Here is a 16,770-nt window from a genome sequence, read left to right as displayed (position 1 = left end):
GAAGCACGATGAAACAAGATGAAAGAAAAGCCTTGATTGGCAAATACATTCTATTGATTCTAGGATCGGTTCTGATTTTAGTGCCGCTCCTTGCCACCCTCTTTAGTTCCTTCAAACCAACTAAGGATATTGTAGATAATTTCTTTGGCTTTCCAACCAACTTCACATGGGACAACTTTAGTCGCCTCTTGGCTGATGGTATTGGAGGCTATTACTGGAACTCAGTCGTCATCACTGTCTTGTCCCTTCTTGCTGTGATGATCTGTATCCCTATGGCAGCCTACTCCATTGCTCGTAATATGAGTAAGAGAAAAGCCTTTACCATCATGTATACCCTCTTAATCCTTGGTATCTTCGTACCCTTCCAAGTCATCATGATCCCGATTACCGTCATGATGAGCAAGCTCGGTTTGGCCAACACCTTTGGGTTGATTTTGCTCTACTTGACCTATGCGATTCCACAGACCCTCTTTCTCTATGTGGGCTATATCAAGATCTCTATTCCAGAAAGTTTGGATGAAGCAGCAGAGATCGATGGTGCGAATAAATTTACAACCTATTTCCGCATCATCTTCCCAATGATGAAACCCATGCATGCGACAACCATGATCATCAATGCCCTTTGGTTCTGGAATGACTTCATGTTGCCACTCCTTGTCTTGAACCGGGATTCTAAAATGTGGACCTTGCCTTTGTTCCAATACAACTACGCAGGACAATATTTCAACGACTACGGACCAAGCTTTGCCTCTTACGTGGTCGGCATTATCAGTATCACCATTGTCTATCTCTTCTTCCAACGCCATATTATCGCAGGAATGAGCAACGGCGCAGTGAAATAAGATACAAAGGGACGATTCAGCTTGCTGAAAATTTCTGTAGAAAAATAGGAAATCAACGTAGTGTGCTTGCACACAAGAAGATTTATCTTTTTTCCTAAGAAATTAGTCCCGTGTTCAATTCCGGATACAAAGGGACGATTCAGCTTGCTGATTTAAATCGTATCCCTCGTATCTTAAAAAGTCATTCTTAAAATAGATATACTCAGGAAAGCCAGGTCTTCTTAGACTTGGTTTTCAAATAAGAAAAAGGAAACCATTATGCCAATTCAAAACAAGACCATGTTAATTACGTACTCAGACAGCTTGGGAAATAACCTCAAGGACCTCTATGAAAATCTGGAGAAACACTTTGGGGATGCAGTAGGAGGGGTTCACCTCTTGCCATTTTTCCCATCTACAGGAGACCGAGGCTTTGCGCCTGTGGACTACGATCAAGTGGATCCAGCCTTTGGGGATTGGGAAGATGTCAAACGGCTGGGCGACAAGTATTACCTCATGTTTGACTTTATGATCAATCACATTTCCCGTCAGTCTAAATACTACAAGGACTACCAAGAAAAGCACGACCAAAGTGCTTACAAAGATCTCTTTCTCAACTGGGATAAGTTCTGGCCGGAGAATCGTCCAACTCAAGCAGATGTCGATTTGATTTACAAGCGCAAAGACCGAGCTCCTAAGCAAGAAATTACCTTTGCGGATGGGACGACTGAGCATCTCTGGAATACCTTTGGGGAGGAGCAAATTGACCTGGACGTGACCAAGGAAGTGACCATGGACTTTATCCGCAAGACCATCGAACACCTGGCAAGCAATGGCTGTGATCTCATTCGTTTAGATGCCTTTGCCTATGCCGTCAAGAAATTAGACACCAATGATTTCTTCGTGGAGCCAGATATTTGGGACTTGCTGGACAAGGTGCGAGATATGGCAGCCAGTTATGGAGCTGAACTCTTGCCAGAGATCCATGAGCACTATTCCATCCAGTTTAAGATTGCCGATCACGGCTATTATGTCTATGACTTTGCCCTTCCAATGGTGACCCTCTATACCCTCTATAGCTCCAAAGTGGAACGCCTTGCTAAGTGGTTGAAGATGAGTCCGATGAAGCAATTCACGACACTCGACACCCATGATGGGATTGGGGTGGTCGATGTCAAGGATATCTTGACAGATGAAGAGATTAACTATGCTTCAAATGAGCTCTACAAGGTAGGAGCGAATGTTAAACGCAAATATTCAACAGCAGAATACAATAACTTGGACATCTACCAAATCAACTCAACTTATTATTCAGCCCTTGGAGATGACGATCGCAAGTATTTCCTAGCCCGTTTGATTCAAGCCTTTGCGCCAGGTATTCCACAAGTTTATTATGTTGGGTTTTTGGCTGGAAAGAATGATTTGGAACTCTTAGAAAGCACAAAAGAAGGACGCAATATCAACCGGCATTACTACAGCAATGAAGAAATTGCTCAAGAAGTAGAGCGTCCAGTCGTGCAGTCTCTTCTCAAGCTCTTTAGCTTCCGGAACAATTCCTCAGCTTTTGACTTAGAAGGAAGGATCGAGGTGGAGACACCTGATGAACAGACTATTGTCATCACGCGCCAAAACAAGGACCAGACCGCCACAGCAAGAGCCCGAATCAATCTTACTGATGGGACTTACCAAGTGACAGAAAACGACCAAGAAATCGTATTTTAAAAAATAAGAAGGTAGATAGGGATAAGTAAAAAATGCTTATCCTTTTTTAAATTTAGAATATGTAACCGTTTACAAAACTATAAAATCATGGTACAATATCCATGAGGAAAGGAGGTCGCTTTATGAAAAAAATCATGTATCCATCTGCGGCCCTATTAACGGCTTTTGCTCTATTATCGGTCCAAACAGCAAAGGCAGACACAGCTCAAACACCGGATCAGGTCAATGAACCGGCAGCAACAGTAGAAGAGGTTGTGGCTTCTCCAACTCCAGAAACCTCCACTGAAAATCAGGGAGGGGAAACTGAGACACCGGCTGCGACTGACCGTGAAGCAGTCCCTGCTGCCTCGCCAACAGAAACAACAAGGGAGACAGCATCGCCTGAAGTGGAAAAACTGTTGGAAGACATGCCTCTCAAGCAAAAGGTTACTCAAATGATTATGCCAGACTTCCGTAAGTGGCAGGAGGCAGGCCAGGAGTCGCCACAAGATCTCACGAAGGTCAATGCTGAAGTGGCAGAGGCGATTGATAAGTATGACTTTGGTGGCGTCATTTTATTTGCTGAGAATGTGAAAGAAACCAAACAAACACTTGCACTGACACAAGATATGCAAAAGGCGGCCATTGAAAACAAGGCCAATAATGGGAAGATTCCGCTATTGTTAGCGATCGACCAAGAAGGGGGTATCGTCTATCGATTGGGTAGCGGTACAGCTCTCCCTGGAAATATGGCCATTGGAGCTACCAATGATCCCAAGTTAGCGACAGAAGCTGGTCAGATTATCGGTCGAGAACTTTCTGCCTTAGGTTTGAATGTTGATTTCGCACCTGTATTGGATACGAATAATAATCCACAAAACCCTGTCATTGGGCTTCGTTCCTTCTCCTCTGATCCAAACCGTGTTGCTTACTTAGGAATTCCAATGATGAAGGGAATTCAGGACTACAATGTGGCCGTAGCTGCTAAGCATTTCCCAGGTCATGGAGATACAGCGGTTGATTCGCATACAGGACTCCCCTTGGTGGATAAATCTCTTGCCGAACTTGAAAAATTAGAACTCCTTCCATTTAAGAAAGCCATGGATGCAGGTGTAGACCTCTTGATGACGGCTCATATCCAATACCCACAAATTGAAAAGGATCAGGTTGTGTCAAAGGAAACCGGTGAGAAAATCTATGTTCCAGCGACACTTTCAGATGATATTTTAACAGGCTTGGTACGGAAGAAATACGGCTATAAGGGTGTGATTGTCTCCGATGCTATGGGAATGGACGCTATCTCTAAGAACTTCGGTGAGGTTGAAGCTGTGAAAATGGCGATCAAAGCAGGAGTTGACCTGGTCTTGATGCCAACAACCCTTCGCAGTAAAACTGATTTGACCAAAATTGATACCATTGTTGATGAAGTAGTTCGTGCAGTGCAAACGGGTGACATCTCAGAAGAACGTTTAAATGAGTCCGTTCGTCGGATCCTCACCCTCAAAGAAAAACGTGGGGTCCTAAATTTTGATCCAAGTGCTCGGACGCCTGAAAAAGCAGAAGAAACAGTCGGATCCAATCTGAATCGTGATTTGGAACGCAAGATTGCGGCAGCAGCGGTGACGGTTGTTAAAAATGAAGACAATACCTTGCCATTTAAGGTCCAAAAAGGGGATCATGTCTTACTCTTAGGAGCTTTTGAAAATGAAGTCCCTGGACTAAATTTGGGCATGCGTCGCTTAATAGCGGATGGGGTGCTTCCAAAAGATACCTCCTTTGTGGCGAAGAACTTCACCAAAGCATCCACCCTTGATAGTCTAAAAGAAGACCTAGAGAAAGCAACCCATATCGTGGTGATTTCAGAGATCGGTTATGAGGGGCAACTGGATAAAGATTTCTGGCGGACCAAGATCCCAACAGAGATCATCCATTATGCCAACACCAAGCAGAAGAAGGCAGCTATCCTTTCGATCTCCAAACCTTATGATGTAGCCAACTATCCAGCGGCTAAAGCCATTTTAGCAGTCTATGGAAATAAGGGAATGGATCCAACGGAATCCCTCAGACCAGACAATGCCTTTGGTCCAAATATTCCTGCAGGAGTGGAAGTCATCTTCAATGGCAAGGAACACGTAGGTACCTTACCAGTTGATATTCCAAAAATTGTAGATGGAAAACTGTCGGAAACAGAGTACGCCTACCGCATTGGTCATGGTCTCTTTTATCCAGCACCTGCTCCATTACCGACACCAGAAGCCCAAGATCCAACTCCACCAGCTCTAGATCCAGCTCATCAGACAAAACCAGTAGAGGTTGGAAAGACGGGAACACAGGTCCTTGTTAGCAAGCAAGAAAAAACAAGCCCTCTTGATGGTCCACAAGTCACTCCGATTTCTGTGTCACATGACACGGATCAGGCTCCTGCCACCATTTCAGCAAGCCCTGCATCATCGGTATTGCCAAAGACGGGTCAAACAGAAAACCTTCTATCCCTCATGGGTGTCAGCCTTTTAACCTTCCTTGGATCTTTTGTCTATCCGAGAAAGAAAAATTAAGGGATTTAGTATCTCAATTGGGTGATCTCCCAATTGAGATTTTTTAGTAAAAATTTACTAAAATTAACTTGAAATAGGAAGAAATAAATAGGAATTGAAACAGGACAAAAACCTCTATTGTATGCTTTTTAAAGTCAAAATAAAAATTAAATAAATTTTTACTAAAAATACTTGAATTTTTACTTCTATTCGTATATAATACAGGTATAAAAACGTTTACAAAGAACTAAAGGAGTTTCTCATGACTACATCAATCACGTCTCAATCTCTACAAGAAAAGTTTCAGGCTGTCTTTGGCGAGAAGGCTGATCATACCTTCTTTTCACCAGGACGGATCAATCTGATCGGTGAACATACGGACTATAATGGAGGACATGTCTTCCCGGCAGCCATTACGCTTGGTACTTACGGGGCTGCAAGAAAGCGCGAAGACAAGGTCTTGCGTTTCTTCTCAGGCAATTTTGAAGACAAGGGGATTATTGAAGTCCCACTGGAGAATCTTCATTTTGAAAAAGAGCACAACTGGACCAACTATCCAAAAGGCGTGCTTCATTTCTTACAAGAAGCTGGTCATGTCATTGATAGCGGAATGGATGTCTATGTTTACGGAAATATTCCAAATGGATCAGGCCTTTCCTCTTCAGCTTCCCTTGAGCTCTTAATTGGCGTCATCGCTGAGAAACTATTTGATCTTCAGTTAGACCGCTTAGATCTGGTTAAGATCGGGAAACAAACCGAAAATCACTTCATCGGGGTCAACTCTGGTATCATGGATCAGTTTGCCATCGGTATGGGGGCTGACCAACGGGCTATTTATCTCGATACCAACACCCTAGAATATGATTTGGTACCGCTCGACCTTAAAGACAATGTCGTGGTCATCATGAATACCAACAAACGCCGGGAATTAGCTGATTCCAAATACAATGAACGCCGTGCAGAATGTGAAACCGCCGTCTCTGAACTCCAAGAAAAACTAGACATCCAAACCTTAGGGGAATTGGATCTCTGGGCTTTTGATGCTTACAGCTACTTGATCAAGGATGAAAATCGCATCAAACGGGCTCGTCATGCTGTACTTGAGAACCAACGGACCCTCCAAGCACGCAAGGCGCTTGAAGCAGGTGATTTGGAAGGCTTTGGCCGTCTCATGAATGCTTCCCACGTATCTTTGGAGCATGACTACGAAGTGACTGGTTTAGAATTGGATACCTTGGTGCATACAGCCTGGAAACAAGACGGCGTCTTAGGAGCTCGTATGACAGGAGCAGGCTTTGGTGGTTGCGCCATCGCCCTCGTCAACAAAGACAAGGTTGAAGCTTTTGAGGAAGCTGTCGGCAAACGCTATGAGGAAATCGTTGGCTATGCGCCAAGTTTCTACATTGCAGAGGTTGCTGCGGGGACACGGGTGCTTGATTAAAAAGGAGATAGGATGACAGAACTGATATTAGATGCATTTGTCACAGCCGTCATTGCGGCGAGTGACTACGAAGAGATGGATCGGATTTATCTAAAAAATCGCATCATGAGTCGCGTTGGAGAAGAAGGGCTAGATGGACCAGCCCAAAAAGAAGACTTGATCGCGCTCAAAGATCAGTTGGTGGAGATTGCAGTTGCGAATAATATGATTCAAGATAGCATGGCCGCCAAGGACAGCTTGGGTGCAGAGTTGATGGATTGGATCACCCCCAGTCCTAGTCAGGTCAACCATCATTTTTGGGAGACCTACCGTCAGTCCAAGGAGGACGCGATTGCTGATTTCTATGCCCTTTCGAAGCGCAACGACTACATCAAAGTAGAGGCCATTGCGCAAAATATCGCCTTTGAGGCAGAAACTCCCTACGGTTCTCTTGAAATCACCATCAATCTGTCAAAACCTGAAAAAGATCCTAAAGACATTGCAGCGGCTAAACTTGCGAAAGCCAGTCATTATCCAGCCTGCCAATTGTGTTTTGAAAATGAAGGTTATCAAGGTCGCCTAGATCATCCTGCCCGTGCCAATCATCGGATCATTCGTTTTGATATGGACGGTCATGACTGGGGCTTCCAGTATTCCCCTTATGCCTACTTCAATGAACACTGCATTTTCCTCGATAGCCAACACGTTCCTATGGCCATTAGCCGCAAAACCTTTGAGCGACTTTTGACCATTGTAGAGACTTTTCCAGGCTATTTTGCAGGGTCCAATGCAGATCTACCCATTGTAGGGGGATCCATCCTGACTCATGACCATTACCAAGGGGGACGACATACCTTCCCTATGGAGCTGGCTTCTGTTGAGGATAGCTTAAGTATTGAGGGCTTTGAGGCTGTATCGGTAGGGATTGTCAACTGGCCCATGTCCGTGCTTCGTTTGCAATCAGATGATAAGGCGCAATTGATTGACCTGGCGGACCATATCCTAAAGACCTGGAGAGGTTACTCGGATCCAGCCGTTCAAGTCTTAGCCACATCCGACGGTCAACCCCATCATACCATTACCCCCATTGCACGAATCCGTGATGGGCATTATGAACTGGACTTGGTGCTCCGTGACAACCAAACCTCACCAGAGCATCCAGATGGCATTTACCACCCACATGCGGATGTGCAACACATCAAAAAAGAAAATATCGGTCTGATCGAAGTCATGGGCTTGGCTATCTTGCCTCCTCGACTTAAGAAAGAGCTTAAGCAGGTCCAAGACTATCTGCTTAAACAAGAGAGCACTGTAGCCAATTACCACCTGGACTGGGCAGCTGACTTGAAAGCCACTCACCCATCCATTACAGAAGAAGCAGAGGCTGAGGCCATTGTCCGTGAATCGGTCGGCCAAATCTTTGCGCGGGTGCTGGAAGATGCGGGTGTCTACAAGCGGACAGCAGAAGGGCAAGCAGCCTTTAGACGCTTTGTCGCGACACTTTAAGGATGGAGAAGATGCGGAAATTTGGTACAATAAGAGAGAAGATAAAGAAGCGAAAGGAAAACAAATGGCAATACTCGTACTCGGAGGAGCTGGCTATATCGGTTCCCACATGGTAGACCGCTTGGTCAATGAAGGACAGGAAAAAGTCGTGGTGGTGGATAGCCTGGTCACAGGCCACCGCGCAGCGGTGCATCCAGATGCCGTCTTTTACCAAGGAGACCTGGCGGATCAAGACTTCATGCGCACTGTTTTTAAGGAACATGCAGATATTGACGCCGTCATCCACTTTGCGGCCTATTCCCTAGTCGCTGAATCCATGGCAGATCCATTGAAATATTTTGACAACAATACGGCGGGCATGGTCAAACTCTTGGAAGTCATGCAGGAATGTGGGGTTCACTACATCGTCTTTTCTTCAACCGCAGCCACCTACGGCATTCCAGAAGAAATTCCGATCCTTGAAACCACTCCGCAAAAACCGATTAATCCCTATGGCGAAAGCAAGCTCATGATGGAAACCATTATGCGCTGGGCCGATCAAGCCTATGGTATCAAGTATGTCCCCCTTCGTTACTTTAATGTGGCTGGTGCCAAACCAGATGGATCCATTGGCGAAGACCATGGACCAGAGACCCATCTCCTGCCAATCGTCTTACAAGTGGCCCAAGGCAAACGCGAAAAGATCGCCATTTTTGGAGATGACTACAATACACCAGATGGCACCAATGTACGTGACTATGTTCATCCATTTGACTTGGCAGATGCCCATCTGCTAGCGGTGGAGTATCTGCGTAATGGCAATCCATCTACTGCCTTTAATCTGGGCTCATCTACCGGATTCTCTAATCTTCAAATCGTTGAAGCAGCCCGCAAGGTGACGGGGCATCCGATCCCGCTTGAGATTGCAGACCGCAGACCAGGAGATCCAGATACCCTGATCGCATCTTCTGAGAAGGCGCGTGCGATCCTCGGATGGCAACCAAAATTTGATAATATCGAAACCATCATCCAAACAGCCTGGGCATGGCATTCCAGCCACCCAGATGGGTACAATGATCGGTAAGGAGGGGACTGCGTCCATCATTTTTGAGGGTTTTCTTATAACATCTATATCTACAGTTGATCTTGCCAAATGACTGGTTTCAGACGTCAGTCATTTCCTAAATCATCATAAAATAGTGAGGGATTCAAAATGAATAAAACTGTAAAAACAGTAGCCATCTTATTGTCAGCTGGTCTTCTCTTAGTTGGTTGTGCGTCAAAAGAGAAACCAAAATCTACCGCTCAAACGTCCACTAAAGCGACGACGAAAGCGACAACTGAGTCATCAACTAAAGCAAAGACCAAAAATTCATCAACTGATGAGGTTAAAGAAGAGGACTCAAGAGTAGGTGCCCAAAAAACGGTTCTCGAAACCAGTGATGAAGCAGGTAAGTCAACCGTAACCTTGTATTACAAGGGAGATACTTTATTAGTACAAGAAAAGGTTGATGATTATAATATTTCAAAAATGGATGGAGATAACCCTCTTGAAGAAATGAAAGAAGCCGTTGCCATAAGCCAAGAAAAATTCAAAGATCTGATAGGTAACGGATTTGAACTGACATCAGAATACAAAGACGGTATCTTCTATATCTACAATACAATTGATTACACGAAAATCGATTTGCAAAAGCTAAAAGAAATCGTTCCAGGCTTTAATCCTCTAAATGACAGTACAGTTAGTTATTCTGTGACGAAAGAAAGTCTCATTAACAGTGGTATGGTCGAAAAATAATGTTTTGATATTCTAAGCGGTTCTGCACCCCAAAAAGTTAGACAGAAAAACTAACTTTTGGGGTGTTTTGTTATGAAGGTCTCTTTGTTTGTTAGAGCAGGAGGATATCGGAGAAATTTAATGGGACTGGGGGGAAAGACTTGCTCAACCCAATTACCAAAAGGGATCGCAGGAGGAGATGTGGGGGCAGGACAACGAAGCAATCCTATACAACAGTGCTTCTGCCCAGCTCCCTATTTTGACTTTATCCGCAGACGCCCTTTGTATCTTGATTTAGTCATGGAACTTCCTGGATTGCTGAAATCATCCACTGGATAATTTCACCTAACGTCCGTCCTCAAGGTCGTCAAGAATCTCTTGATCAATTGGGGAAGTTGATCTTATAAAATTTTAGGAAAGGCTTTGTCAAGTGTTGACAGGCCTTTTTTTGAATGCTATAGTAAAATCGTAAACGCTTACACAGTAGAACGAAGTAGATGAAAAGATGGGCAAGTTAGATGCCTTATAAAAAGAGGAGAAAAAACAAATGGCAGGACCAGTGATAGTTGGAGAGCACTACCGAATCTCCGTGTTAACGGAATCTTTGGTGCGCTTGGAATATTCAGAGAATGGTGTTTTTGAGGATGGACAGACGCAAGTTGTGCAAGATAGAGATTTTGGACCAGTTTCTTGTGAGATCACAGAGACCGAAGAGGTCCTCGATCTGCATACGGAGCATCTCCACCTTCATTTTGAAAAGGGACCTTTTGCACCGGATCGGCTTTTTATCGAACTCAAGGGCCAGTATGCAGTCTATGGTAGCCGATGGCACTATGGGGATCGGCCTGAGACCTTAAAGGGGACCAGTCGGACGCTCGATGAGGTCGATGGAGCTATGGAGTTGGAAGATGGGATTTTAAGCAAAGCAGGCTATGCTCTTTTGGACGATTCTGCTTCTTATTTGTATGATGTCGAAAGCGGATTTAGAGCACGGTCATGTCCAGAAGTGGATTTGTATTTCTTCGGTTATGGGCGCGATTATCTAGGGGCCTTGAAAGATTTTTACCATCTGACGGGACAGCCACCCCTCTTGCCACGATATGCTCTGGGAAACTGGTGGAGCCGGTATTGGCCTTATACCAGTCAGGAATACACAGATTTGATGGATCGTTTCAAGGCTGAAGGGGTACCTCTAGCTGTCAGCGTGATCGATATGGACTGGCACAAGACGGAGATTCCTGCTCGCTTTGGAAGTGGTTGGACGGGCTATAGTTGGAACCGGGACTTGATTCCTGATCCAGCTGCCTTCTTACATGGTTTGCATAAGCGTGGTTTAAAGGTGACCTTGAATGTTCATCCAGCAGACGGAATTCGAGCCTTCGAGGATGCTTATCCCATGGTCGCAAATCGCTTGGGACTCAATACTGAAAAGGAAGAAGTAGCCAGCTTTGACTTTTATAGTCCAGCCTTTCGTGAAGCCTATTTCGAAGATGTCCACCATCCCTTAGAAGATCAAGGAGTGGACTTTTGGTGGATTGATTGGCAACAGGGAAGTCATGGCAAGATGGATCCACTTTGGTTGTTAAATCATTATCATTATCTAGACAATTGTCGAACAGGTCAAGCTGGTCTCATCTTATCACGTTATGGGGGGCCTGGAAGCCACCGGTATCCAATCGGTTTTTCAGGGGATACCATTGTGACTTGGGAATCCCTAGCCTTTCAACCCTATTTTACCAGCACAGCTTCAAATATCGGCTACACGTGGTGGAGTCACGATATTGGTGGCCATATGCGGGGTTACTATGATGAAGACTTGGCTCTTCGCTGGTTGCAGTTTGGGGTCTTCAGCCCGATCAATCGTCTCCATAGTTCTTGTAATGCCTTTAACAGCAAGGAACCGTGGTTTTACTCGCCTGAGACCTGTCGCTTGATGAAGCGGTATTTGCGCCTGCGCCACAGCTTACTACCTTATCTTTACACCATGAATGTGGCGACGCATGAAGAAGGACTGCCTTTGGTTCAACCCCTTTATTACCATTATCCAAACCAAGAAGATGCTTATGAGGCTAAAAATCAATATTTCTTTGGCAGTGAACTCATGGTGGCCCCAATTACAGAGGCTCTGGATCCTGTCTTTCATAGTGCTTCTGTGAGTGTTTGGTTCCCAAACGGAGTTTGGTATGATTTCTTCCATGATTGGAAGTACGAAGGAAAAGGCAAACTCACAGTCTTTAGAGCTAGCCAGGATATTCCGGTCTTTGCGCGTGCAGGAGCCATCATCCCTATGGATGCACAACCGCAGACAGGGGTAGAGCTCCCGGAAATGCTGGACTGGCATCTTTTCCCAGGTGACAATCGTTCCTTCGTACTCGTTGAAGGAGAAGGAGATAACCGGGTTGAAACCCGCCTAACTGTCAATTGGGATGAAAGAAAGATTAGGCTGGATTTAACAGGTGATCTAACGCTGCTTCCTGAAAAGAGACAGCACCGGTTCTTCCTCCATACCTTTGAGACAGCCCCTATCTTAGTGGACAATCACAGTCAGGAGATTGCGATGGGTGTGTTGCAATCGCGTCCTACTGCCAAAGAAGATCGGATGTTTGAGCTCTTGAAATCTGCCAACCTGCCCTACGATAGGAAGAATGAATTGTTTGTGGCTTGTTCAACAGCCAAGGATTGGAAACAGTTGATGAAGATCATTACGCCTTTAGAGGAAGGTTTGCGTCAACGTCTCTTTGAAGTGATTTATTCCAGTGAAGAGAATGAAGACTTGTAAATTCTTGCAATTTCACCCCTATTTTTGTAAAATGAAAGTGATTTCACAATCATAAAGGAGAAGAGAAAATGGAACAAAAATGGTGGCATAATGCCGTAATTTACCAAGTATATCCAAAAAGTTTCAAGGATAGTAATGGCGATGGCATAGGGGATCTCAAGGGGATCACGAGCAAGCTAGACTACTTGGAAAAATTAGGGATTACAGCCATCTGGCTCTCACCAGTTTACAAGAGTCCCATGGATGATAACGGCTATGACATCTCGGATTACGAGGATATTGCCTCCATCTTTGGGACGATGGAAGATATGGAAGAATTGATCGCAGAAGGCCATAAGCGCAAGATCAAAATCATTATGGACTTGGTGGTCAACCATACCTCTGATGAGCATGCTTGGTTTATCGAAGCACGTGAAAATCCAGATAGTCCAAAGCGGGATTTCTATATTTGGCGCGATGAACCCAATGGCATTATATCTGCTTTTAGTGGCTCTGCTTGGGAATTTGATGAGGCCTCTGGTCAATATTATCTGCATAACTTTAGCAAGAAGCAACCAGACCTCAACTGGGAAAACGAGGAGCTTCGTCATCAGATTTATGACATGATGAATTTCTGGATTGACAAGGGCATTGGTGGCTTCCGTATGGATGTCATCGATATGATCGGCAAGATCCCAGATCAGGAAATCATCAGCAATGGTCCCATGCTCCATCCTTACTTGAAAGAGATGAATCGCGCTACCTTTGGAGACAAGGATTTGCTTACGGTAGGGGAAACGTGGGGGGCGACACCTGAGATTGCCAAGCAATATTCCAATCCAAAAAATCAAGAATTGTCCATGGTCTTCCAATTTGAACACATCGGTCTTCAATACCAACCAGGGCAACCAAAATGGCACTACGCCAAGGAATTGGATGTGCCTAAATTAAAGGAAATTTTCACTAAGTGGCAGACAGAATTGGGGACAGAAGAAGGCTGGAATTCGCTCTTTTGGAACAACCATGATCTCCCACGGATTGTGTCCACTTGGGGGGATGATGGCGACTATCGGGTCAAATCCGCCAAGGCTTTGGCTATTCTGCTTCACTTGATGAAGGGAACTCCTTATATCTATCAAGGCGAAGAAATTGGAATGACCAATTATCCATTTGAGACCCTTGAGGACGTAGAAGATATCGAGTCAATCAACTATGCCCATGAAGCCTTAGAAAAAGGAGTGCCACTTGAAGTGATCATGGATCAGATCCGCCATATTGGTCGGGACAATGCGCGGACACCGATGCAGTGGAATGATGAAGCAGAAGCTGGCTTTACGACAGGCCGTCCATGGCTTGCAGTCAACCCAAACTATAAAGAGATCAATGTAGAGGCTGCCCTGGCAGATCCAGACTCTATATTCTATACCTACCAAGCTCTCATTGCCTTACGAAAAGAGCAGCCTTGGCTTGTAACGGCTCATTATGAATTGGTGGACGCAGCAGACAAGGTCTTTGCCTATAAGCGGGTAGAAGGAGAGCAAGCCTATTTGGTTGTGGTCAATCTTTCAAGCCAAGAGCAAGAGTTACCGCTGGTTAATGGAGTTGAGAAGGTCATCATTTCCAATACCAAGGTAGAGCAAGTACTTGAATCCGGAAAATTAGCCCCTTGGGATGCCTTCTGTGTCAAGTTGGCCTAATGAAGGTAAGAAAAGAGAGTGGGACAGAAATCGGTCATTCGTTAGAATTCGATTTCGTCGTCCCACCTCCGCACAGTTGAGTAGGGCTGTAAAAGCTGATGAAATCAGCGTAGTAGAGCCCACTCAACAACTGCGTCTTGCTCGACAATCCAAAGACAATTGAGAGGCTGGGACTTTTGTCCCAGCCTCTTTTTCTTATATATAATTTCAAATCAAAATCGTTGACAGATGTAATATCTAGTATTACAATGTTATGATAATGATTACACTCTTATAAAAAGTGGGATAAGAATCTTAGCTTTTAAGAAGATGGTGAGGAAGAACATGATTGAATACAAAAATGTAGTCCTGCGCTACACGGATACTGACATTTTAAAAGATGTCAATCTCCGTATTGAGCAAGGAGAATTTATGGTCTTGGTGGGACCTTCAGGATCTGGGAAAACCACCATGCTCAAAATGATAAATCGTCTTTTGGAGCCGACAGATGGCAATATCTATATGGATGAAAAACGCATCAAGGACTATGATGAACGAGAGTTGCGTCTTTCTACTGGTTATGTTTTGCAGGCCATTGCCCTCTTTCCAAATTTAACTGTCGCTGAGAATATTGCTCTCATTCCTGAGATGAAGGGGTGGAGCAAGGAACAAATTGCCTCTAAAACAGAAGAGCTCCTGGACAAGGTGGGTCTCCCTGCTGTAGATTATGCTCATCGTTTACCGAGCGAGTTATCAGGTGGGGAGCAACAGCGAATCGGCATTGTGCGGGCCATTATTGCAGAACCAAAGATTCTATTGATGGACGAGCCCTTCTCAGCTTTAGATGCTATTTCTCGCAAGCAGCTACAGTCTCTCACTAAAGACTTGCACAAAGAATTTGGTATGACGACTATTTTCGTAACTCATGATACGGACGAGGCCTTGAAATTAGGCGATCGGATTGCGGTTCTACAAGAAGGAGAGATTGTACAGGTAGCGAATGCGGAGACTATTCTAGCCCAGCCAGTCAACGACTTTGTTGCGGATTTATTTGGAGGTACTCACCATGTCTAAACTACTTGCAACCTTTCAAGAACGCTTTGGAGACTGGGTTACTGCACTGGGGCAACACTTGCAACTGTCATTACTGACCTTGCTCCTTGCTATCTTTCTGGCTGTTCCACTAGCTATTTATTTAAGTAGTCGCAAGAGAGCGAGCAACTGGGTCCTACAGTTAGCTGGGATCTTCCAGACCATACCTTCCATGGCCCTTTTGGGACTCTTCATTCCCATCATGGGGATTGGGACGCTTCCGGCCTTGACAGCTCTGGTCATCTACGCCATTTTCCCCATCCTTCAAAATACCATCACCGGTTTGCAAGGAATTGACCCTAGCCTCGAAGAAGCAGGGGTCGCCTTTGGAATGACCAAGTGGGAACGACTCAAGAAGTTTGAGATTCCCTTGGCCATGCCTGTCATCATGTCTGGCATTCGGACAGCAGCTGTGATGATTATCGGGACGGCTACCCTTGCTGCCTTGATTGGAGCAGGGGGACTTGGTTCCTTTATCCTTCTGGGGATTGACCGCAATAATGCCAGTCTGATTTTGATTGGGGCCTTGTCTTCTGCCTTCTTAGCCATCGCCTTTAACCTGCTTCTCAAATGGATGGAAAATGCCAAATTGCGGACCATCTTTGCGGCCTTTGCTGTGATGGTTATTGGATTAGGAGCTTCTTATACACCAAGTCTTCTTCCCAAACCGAAAAAAGAAAACCTGGTCATCGCTGGTAAGTTAGGTCCAGAACCTGAAATTCTAGCCAATATGTACAAGATTTTGATCGAAGAAAACACGGATATGACAGTGACCGTCAAACCAAATTTTGGAAAGACCACCTTCCTCTATGAAGCTCTGAAAAAAGGGGATATCGCTATCTATCCAGAGTTTACAGGGACCGTGACCGAAAGTCTCCTCAAGCCGGCGCCGCAAGTCAGTCATGATCCAGAAACAGTCTATCAAGCGGCCCGAGATGGGATCAAGAAACAAGACGACCTGGCCTTCCTCAAACCCATGGCTTATCAGAATACCTATGCTGTCGCAGTGCCTAAGAAAATTGCCCAAGAGTATGGCCTCAAGACCATTTCCGATTTGAAAAAGGTGGAAGGAGAACTCAAGGCAGGATTTACGCTAGAGTTTAATGATCGAGAGGATGGGAACAAGGGCTTGAAAAAGGTCTATGGTCTTAATCTACAAGTCTCCACCATGGAGCCAGCCCTTCGCTACCAGGCTATCCAGTCCGGTGATATCCAGATAACAGATGCCTACTCAACGGATGCCGAGCTTGCTCGCTATGACCTCGTGGTCCTCGAAGATGACAAGCAACTCTTCCCTCCTTATCAAGGGGCCCCACTGATGAAAGCTGAATTACTCGAAAAACATCCAGAATTGGAGTCTGTTCTTAATAAACTGGCTGGAAAAATCACAGCAGATCAAATGAGCCAGCTCAACTACCAAGTGGGTGTGGAAGGTAAGTCAGCTAATCAAGTAGCGCGTGATTTTTTGATTCAGGAAGAGATGACCAAGAAATAGATTTTTAAAGG

General features: G+C 45.0%; 11 protein-coding genes. All 11 read left to right on the top strand.

The features are described from left to right. Nucleotides 1-8 precede the first annotated feature (8 nt). The 11 genes from DW930_RS03110 to DW930_RS03055 all read left to right on the top strand — a co-directional run bounded on the left by DW930_RS03110 (nucleotide 9) and on the right by DW930_RS03055 (nucleotide 16,759). On the top strand, nucleotides 9-842 hold the full coding sequence (locus DW930_RS03110; protein ID WP_023022885.1) for a carbohydrate ABC transporter permease: 834 nt from the start codon (nucleotides 9-11) through the stop codon (nucleotides 840-842). Nucleotides 843-1,100: 258 nt separating this feature from the next. Then, on the top strand, nucleotides 1,101-2,543 hold the full coding sequence (gene gtfA, locus DW930_RS03105) for a sucrose phosphorylase (RefSeq protein ID WP_123159294.1): 1,443 nt from the start codon (nucleotides 1,101-1,103) through the stop codon (nucleotides 2,541-2,543). Between the two features lie 122 nt (nucleotides 2,544-2,665). Beyond that, nucleotides 2,666-5,077, top strand: coding sequence for a glycoside hydrolase family 3 N-terminal domain-containing protein (locus DW930_RS03100; protein ID WP_123159293.1), 2,412 nt, complete (start codon nucleotides 2,666-2,668; stop codon nucleotides 5,075-5,077). A 241-nt stretch (nucleotides 5,078-5,318) separates the two neighbouring features. Then, nucleotides 5,319-6,497: a galactokinase gene (locus tag DW930_RS03095; protein ID WP_207801597.1), complete on the top strand. Its 1,179-nt coding sequence runs from the start codon at nucleotides 5,319-5,321 to the stop codon at nucleotides 6,495-6,497. A gap of 12 nt (nucleotides 6,498-6,509) precedes the next feature. Continuing rightward, nucleotides 6,510-7,982, top strand: a complete 1,473-nt coding sequence (gene galT, locus DW930_RS03090) for a UDP-glucose--hexose-1-phosphate uridylyltransferase (RefSeq protein WP_123159292.1) — start codon at nucleotides 6,510-6,512, stop codon at nucleotides 7,980-7,982. Nucleotides 7,983-8,046: 64 nt separating this feature from the next. Continuing rightward, a complete protein-coding gene (gene galE, locus DW930_RS03085) occupies nucleotides 8,047-9,045 on the top strand; it encodes a UDP-glucose 4-epimerase GalE (protein WP_023022895.1) in 999 nt (332 codons plus the stop codon). Between the two features lie 129 nt (nucleotides 9,046-9,174). Continuing rightward, nucleotides 9,175-9,759: a DUF1307 domain-containing protein gene (locus DW930_RS03080; protein WP_120702047.1), complete on the top strand. Its 585-nt coding sequence runs from the start codon at nucleotides 9,175-9,177 to the stop codon at nucleotides 9,757-9,759. Between the two features lie 526 nt (nucleotides 9,760-10,285). Further along, complete coding sequence (locus DW930_RS03075; protein ID WP_123159291.1) at nucleotides 10,286-12,517, top strand: TIM-barrel domain-containing protein; 2,232 nt, start codon at nucleotides 10,286-10,288, stop codon at nucleotides 12,515-12,517. A gap of 68 nt (nucleotides 12,518-12,585) precedes the next feature. Continuing rightward, nucleotides 12,586-14,193, top strand: a complete 1,608-nt coding sequence (locus DW930_RS03070) for an alpha-glucosidase (RefSeq protein WP_123159290.1) — start codon at nucleotides 12,586-12,588, stop codon at nucleotides 14,191-14,193. A 324-nt stretch (nucleotides 14,194-14,517) separates the two neighbouring features. Beyond that, entirely contained in the window at nucleotides 14,518-15,246 is a 729-nt protein-coding gene (locus DW930_RS03060; RefSeq protein WP_123159289.1) for an ABC transporter ATP-binding protein, read from the top strand. After that, nucleotides 15,239-16,759, top strand: coding sequence for an ABC transporter permease/substrate-binding protein (locus tag DW930_RS03055; protein WP_123159288.1), 1,521 nt, complete (start codon nucleotides 15,239-15,241; stop codon nucleotides 16,757-16,759). The genes DW930_RS03060 and DW930_RS03055 overlap by 8 nt, the downstream gene beginning before the upstream one ends. Nucleotides 16,760-16,770: the final 11 nt, after the last annotated feature.

It is taken from the genome of Streptococcus sp. AM43-2AT, from assembly GCF_003603405.1.
In the GTDB taxonomy this organism is placed as follows: domain Bacteria; phylum Bacillota; class Bacilli; order Lactobacillales; family Streptococcaceae; genus Streptococcus; species Streptococcus ilei.
The sequence above is the reverse complement of the archived record's forward strand: the minus strand, read 5'-3'. Positions and strand labels throughout refer to the sequence as shown.

Excerpts from the sequence above, each read along its gene's own strand:
- DW930_RS03110 (WP_023022885.1), top strand. The coding sequence starts at position 9 with ATGAAACAAGATGAAAGAAAAGCCTTGATTGGCAAATACATTCTATTG.
- gtfA (WP_123159294.1), top strand. The coding sequence starts at position 1,101 with ATGCCAATTCAAAACAAGACCATGTTAATTACGTACTCAGACAGCTTG.
- DW930_RS03100 (WP_123159293.1), top strand. The coding sequence starts at position 2,666 with ATGAAAAAAATCATGTATCCATCTGCGGCCCTATTAACGGCTTTTGCT.
- DW930_RS03095 (WP_207801597.1), top strand. The coding sequence starts at position 5,319 with ATGACTACATCAATCACGTCTCAATCTCTACAAGAAAAGTTTCAGGCT.
- galT (WP_123159292.1), top strand. The coding sequence starts at position 6,510 with ATGACAGAACTGATATTAGATGCATTTGTCACAGCCGTCATTGCGGCG.
- galE (WP_023022895.1), top strand. The coding sequence starts at position 8,047 with ATGGCAATACTCGTACTCGGAGGAGCTGGCTATATCGGTTCCCACATG.
- DW930_RS03080 (WP_120702047.1), top strand. The coding sequence starts at position 9,175 with ATGAATAAAACTGTAAAAACAGTAGCCATCTTATTGTCAGCTGGTCTT.
- DW930_RS03075 (WP_123159291.1), top strand. The coding sequence starts at position 10,286 with ATGGCAGGACCAGTGATAGTTGGAGAGCACTACCGAATCTCCGTGTTA.
- DW930_RS03070 (WP_123159290.1), top strand. The coding sequence starts at position 12,586 with ATGGAACAAAAATGGTGGCATAATGCCGTAATTTACCAAGTATATCCA.
- DW930_RS03060 (WP_123159289.1), top strand. The coding sequence starts at position 14,518 with ATGATTGAATACAAAAATGTAGTCCTGCGCTACACGGATACTGACATT.
- DW930_RS03055 (WP_123159288.1), top strand. The coding sequence starts at position 15,239 with ATGTCTAAACTACTTGCAACCTTTCAAGAACGCTTTGGAGACTGGGTT.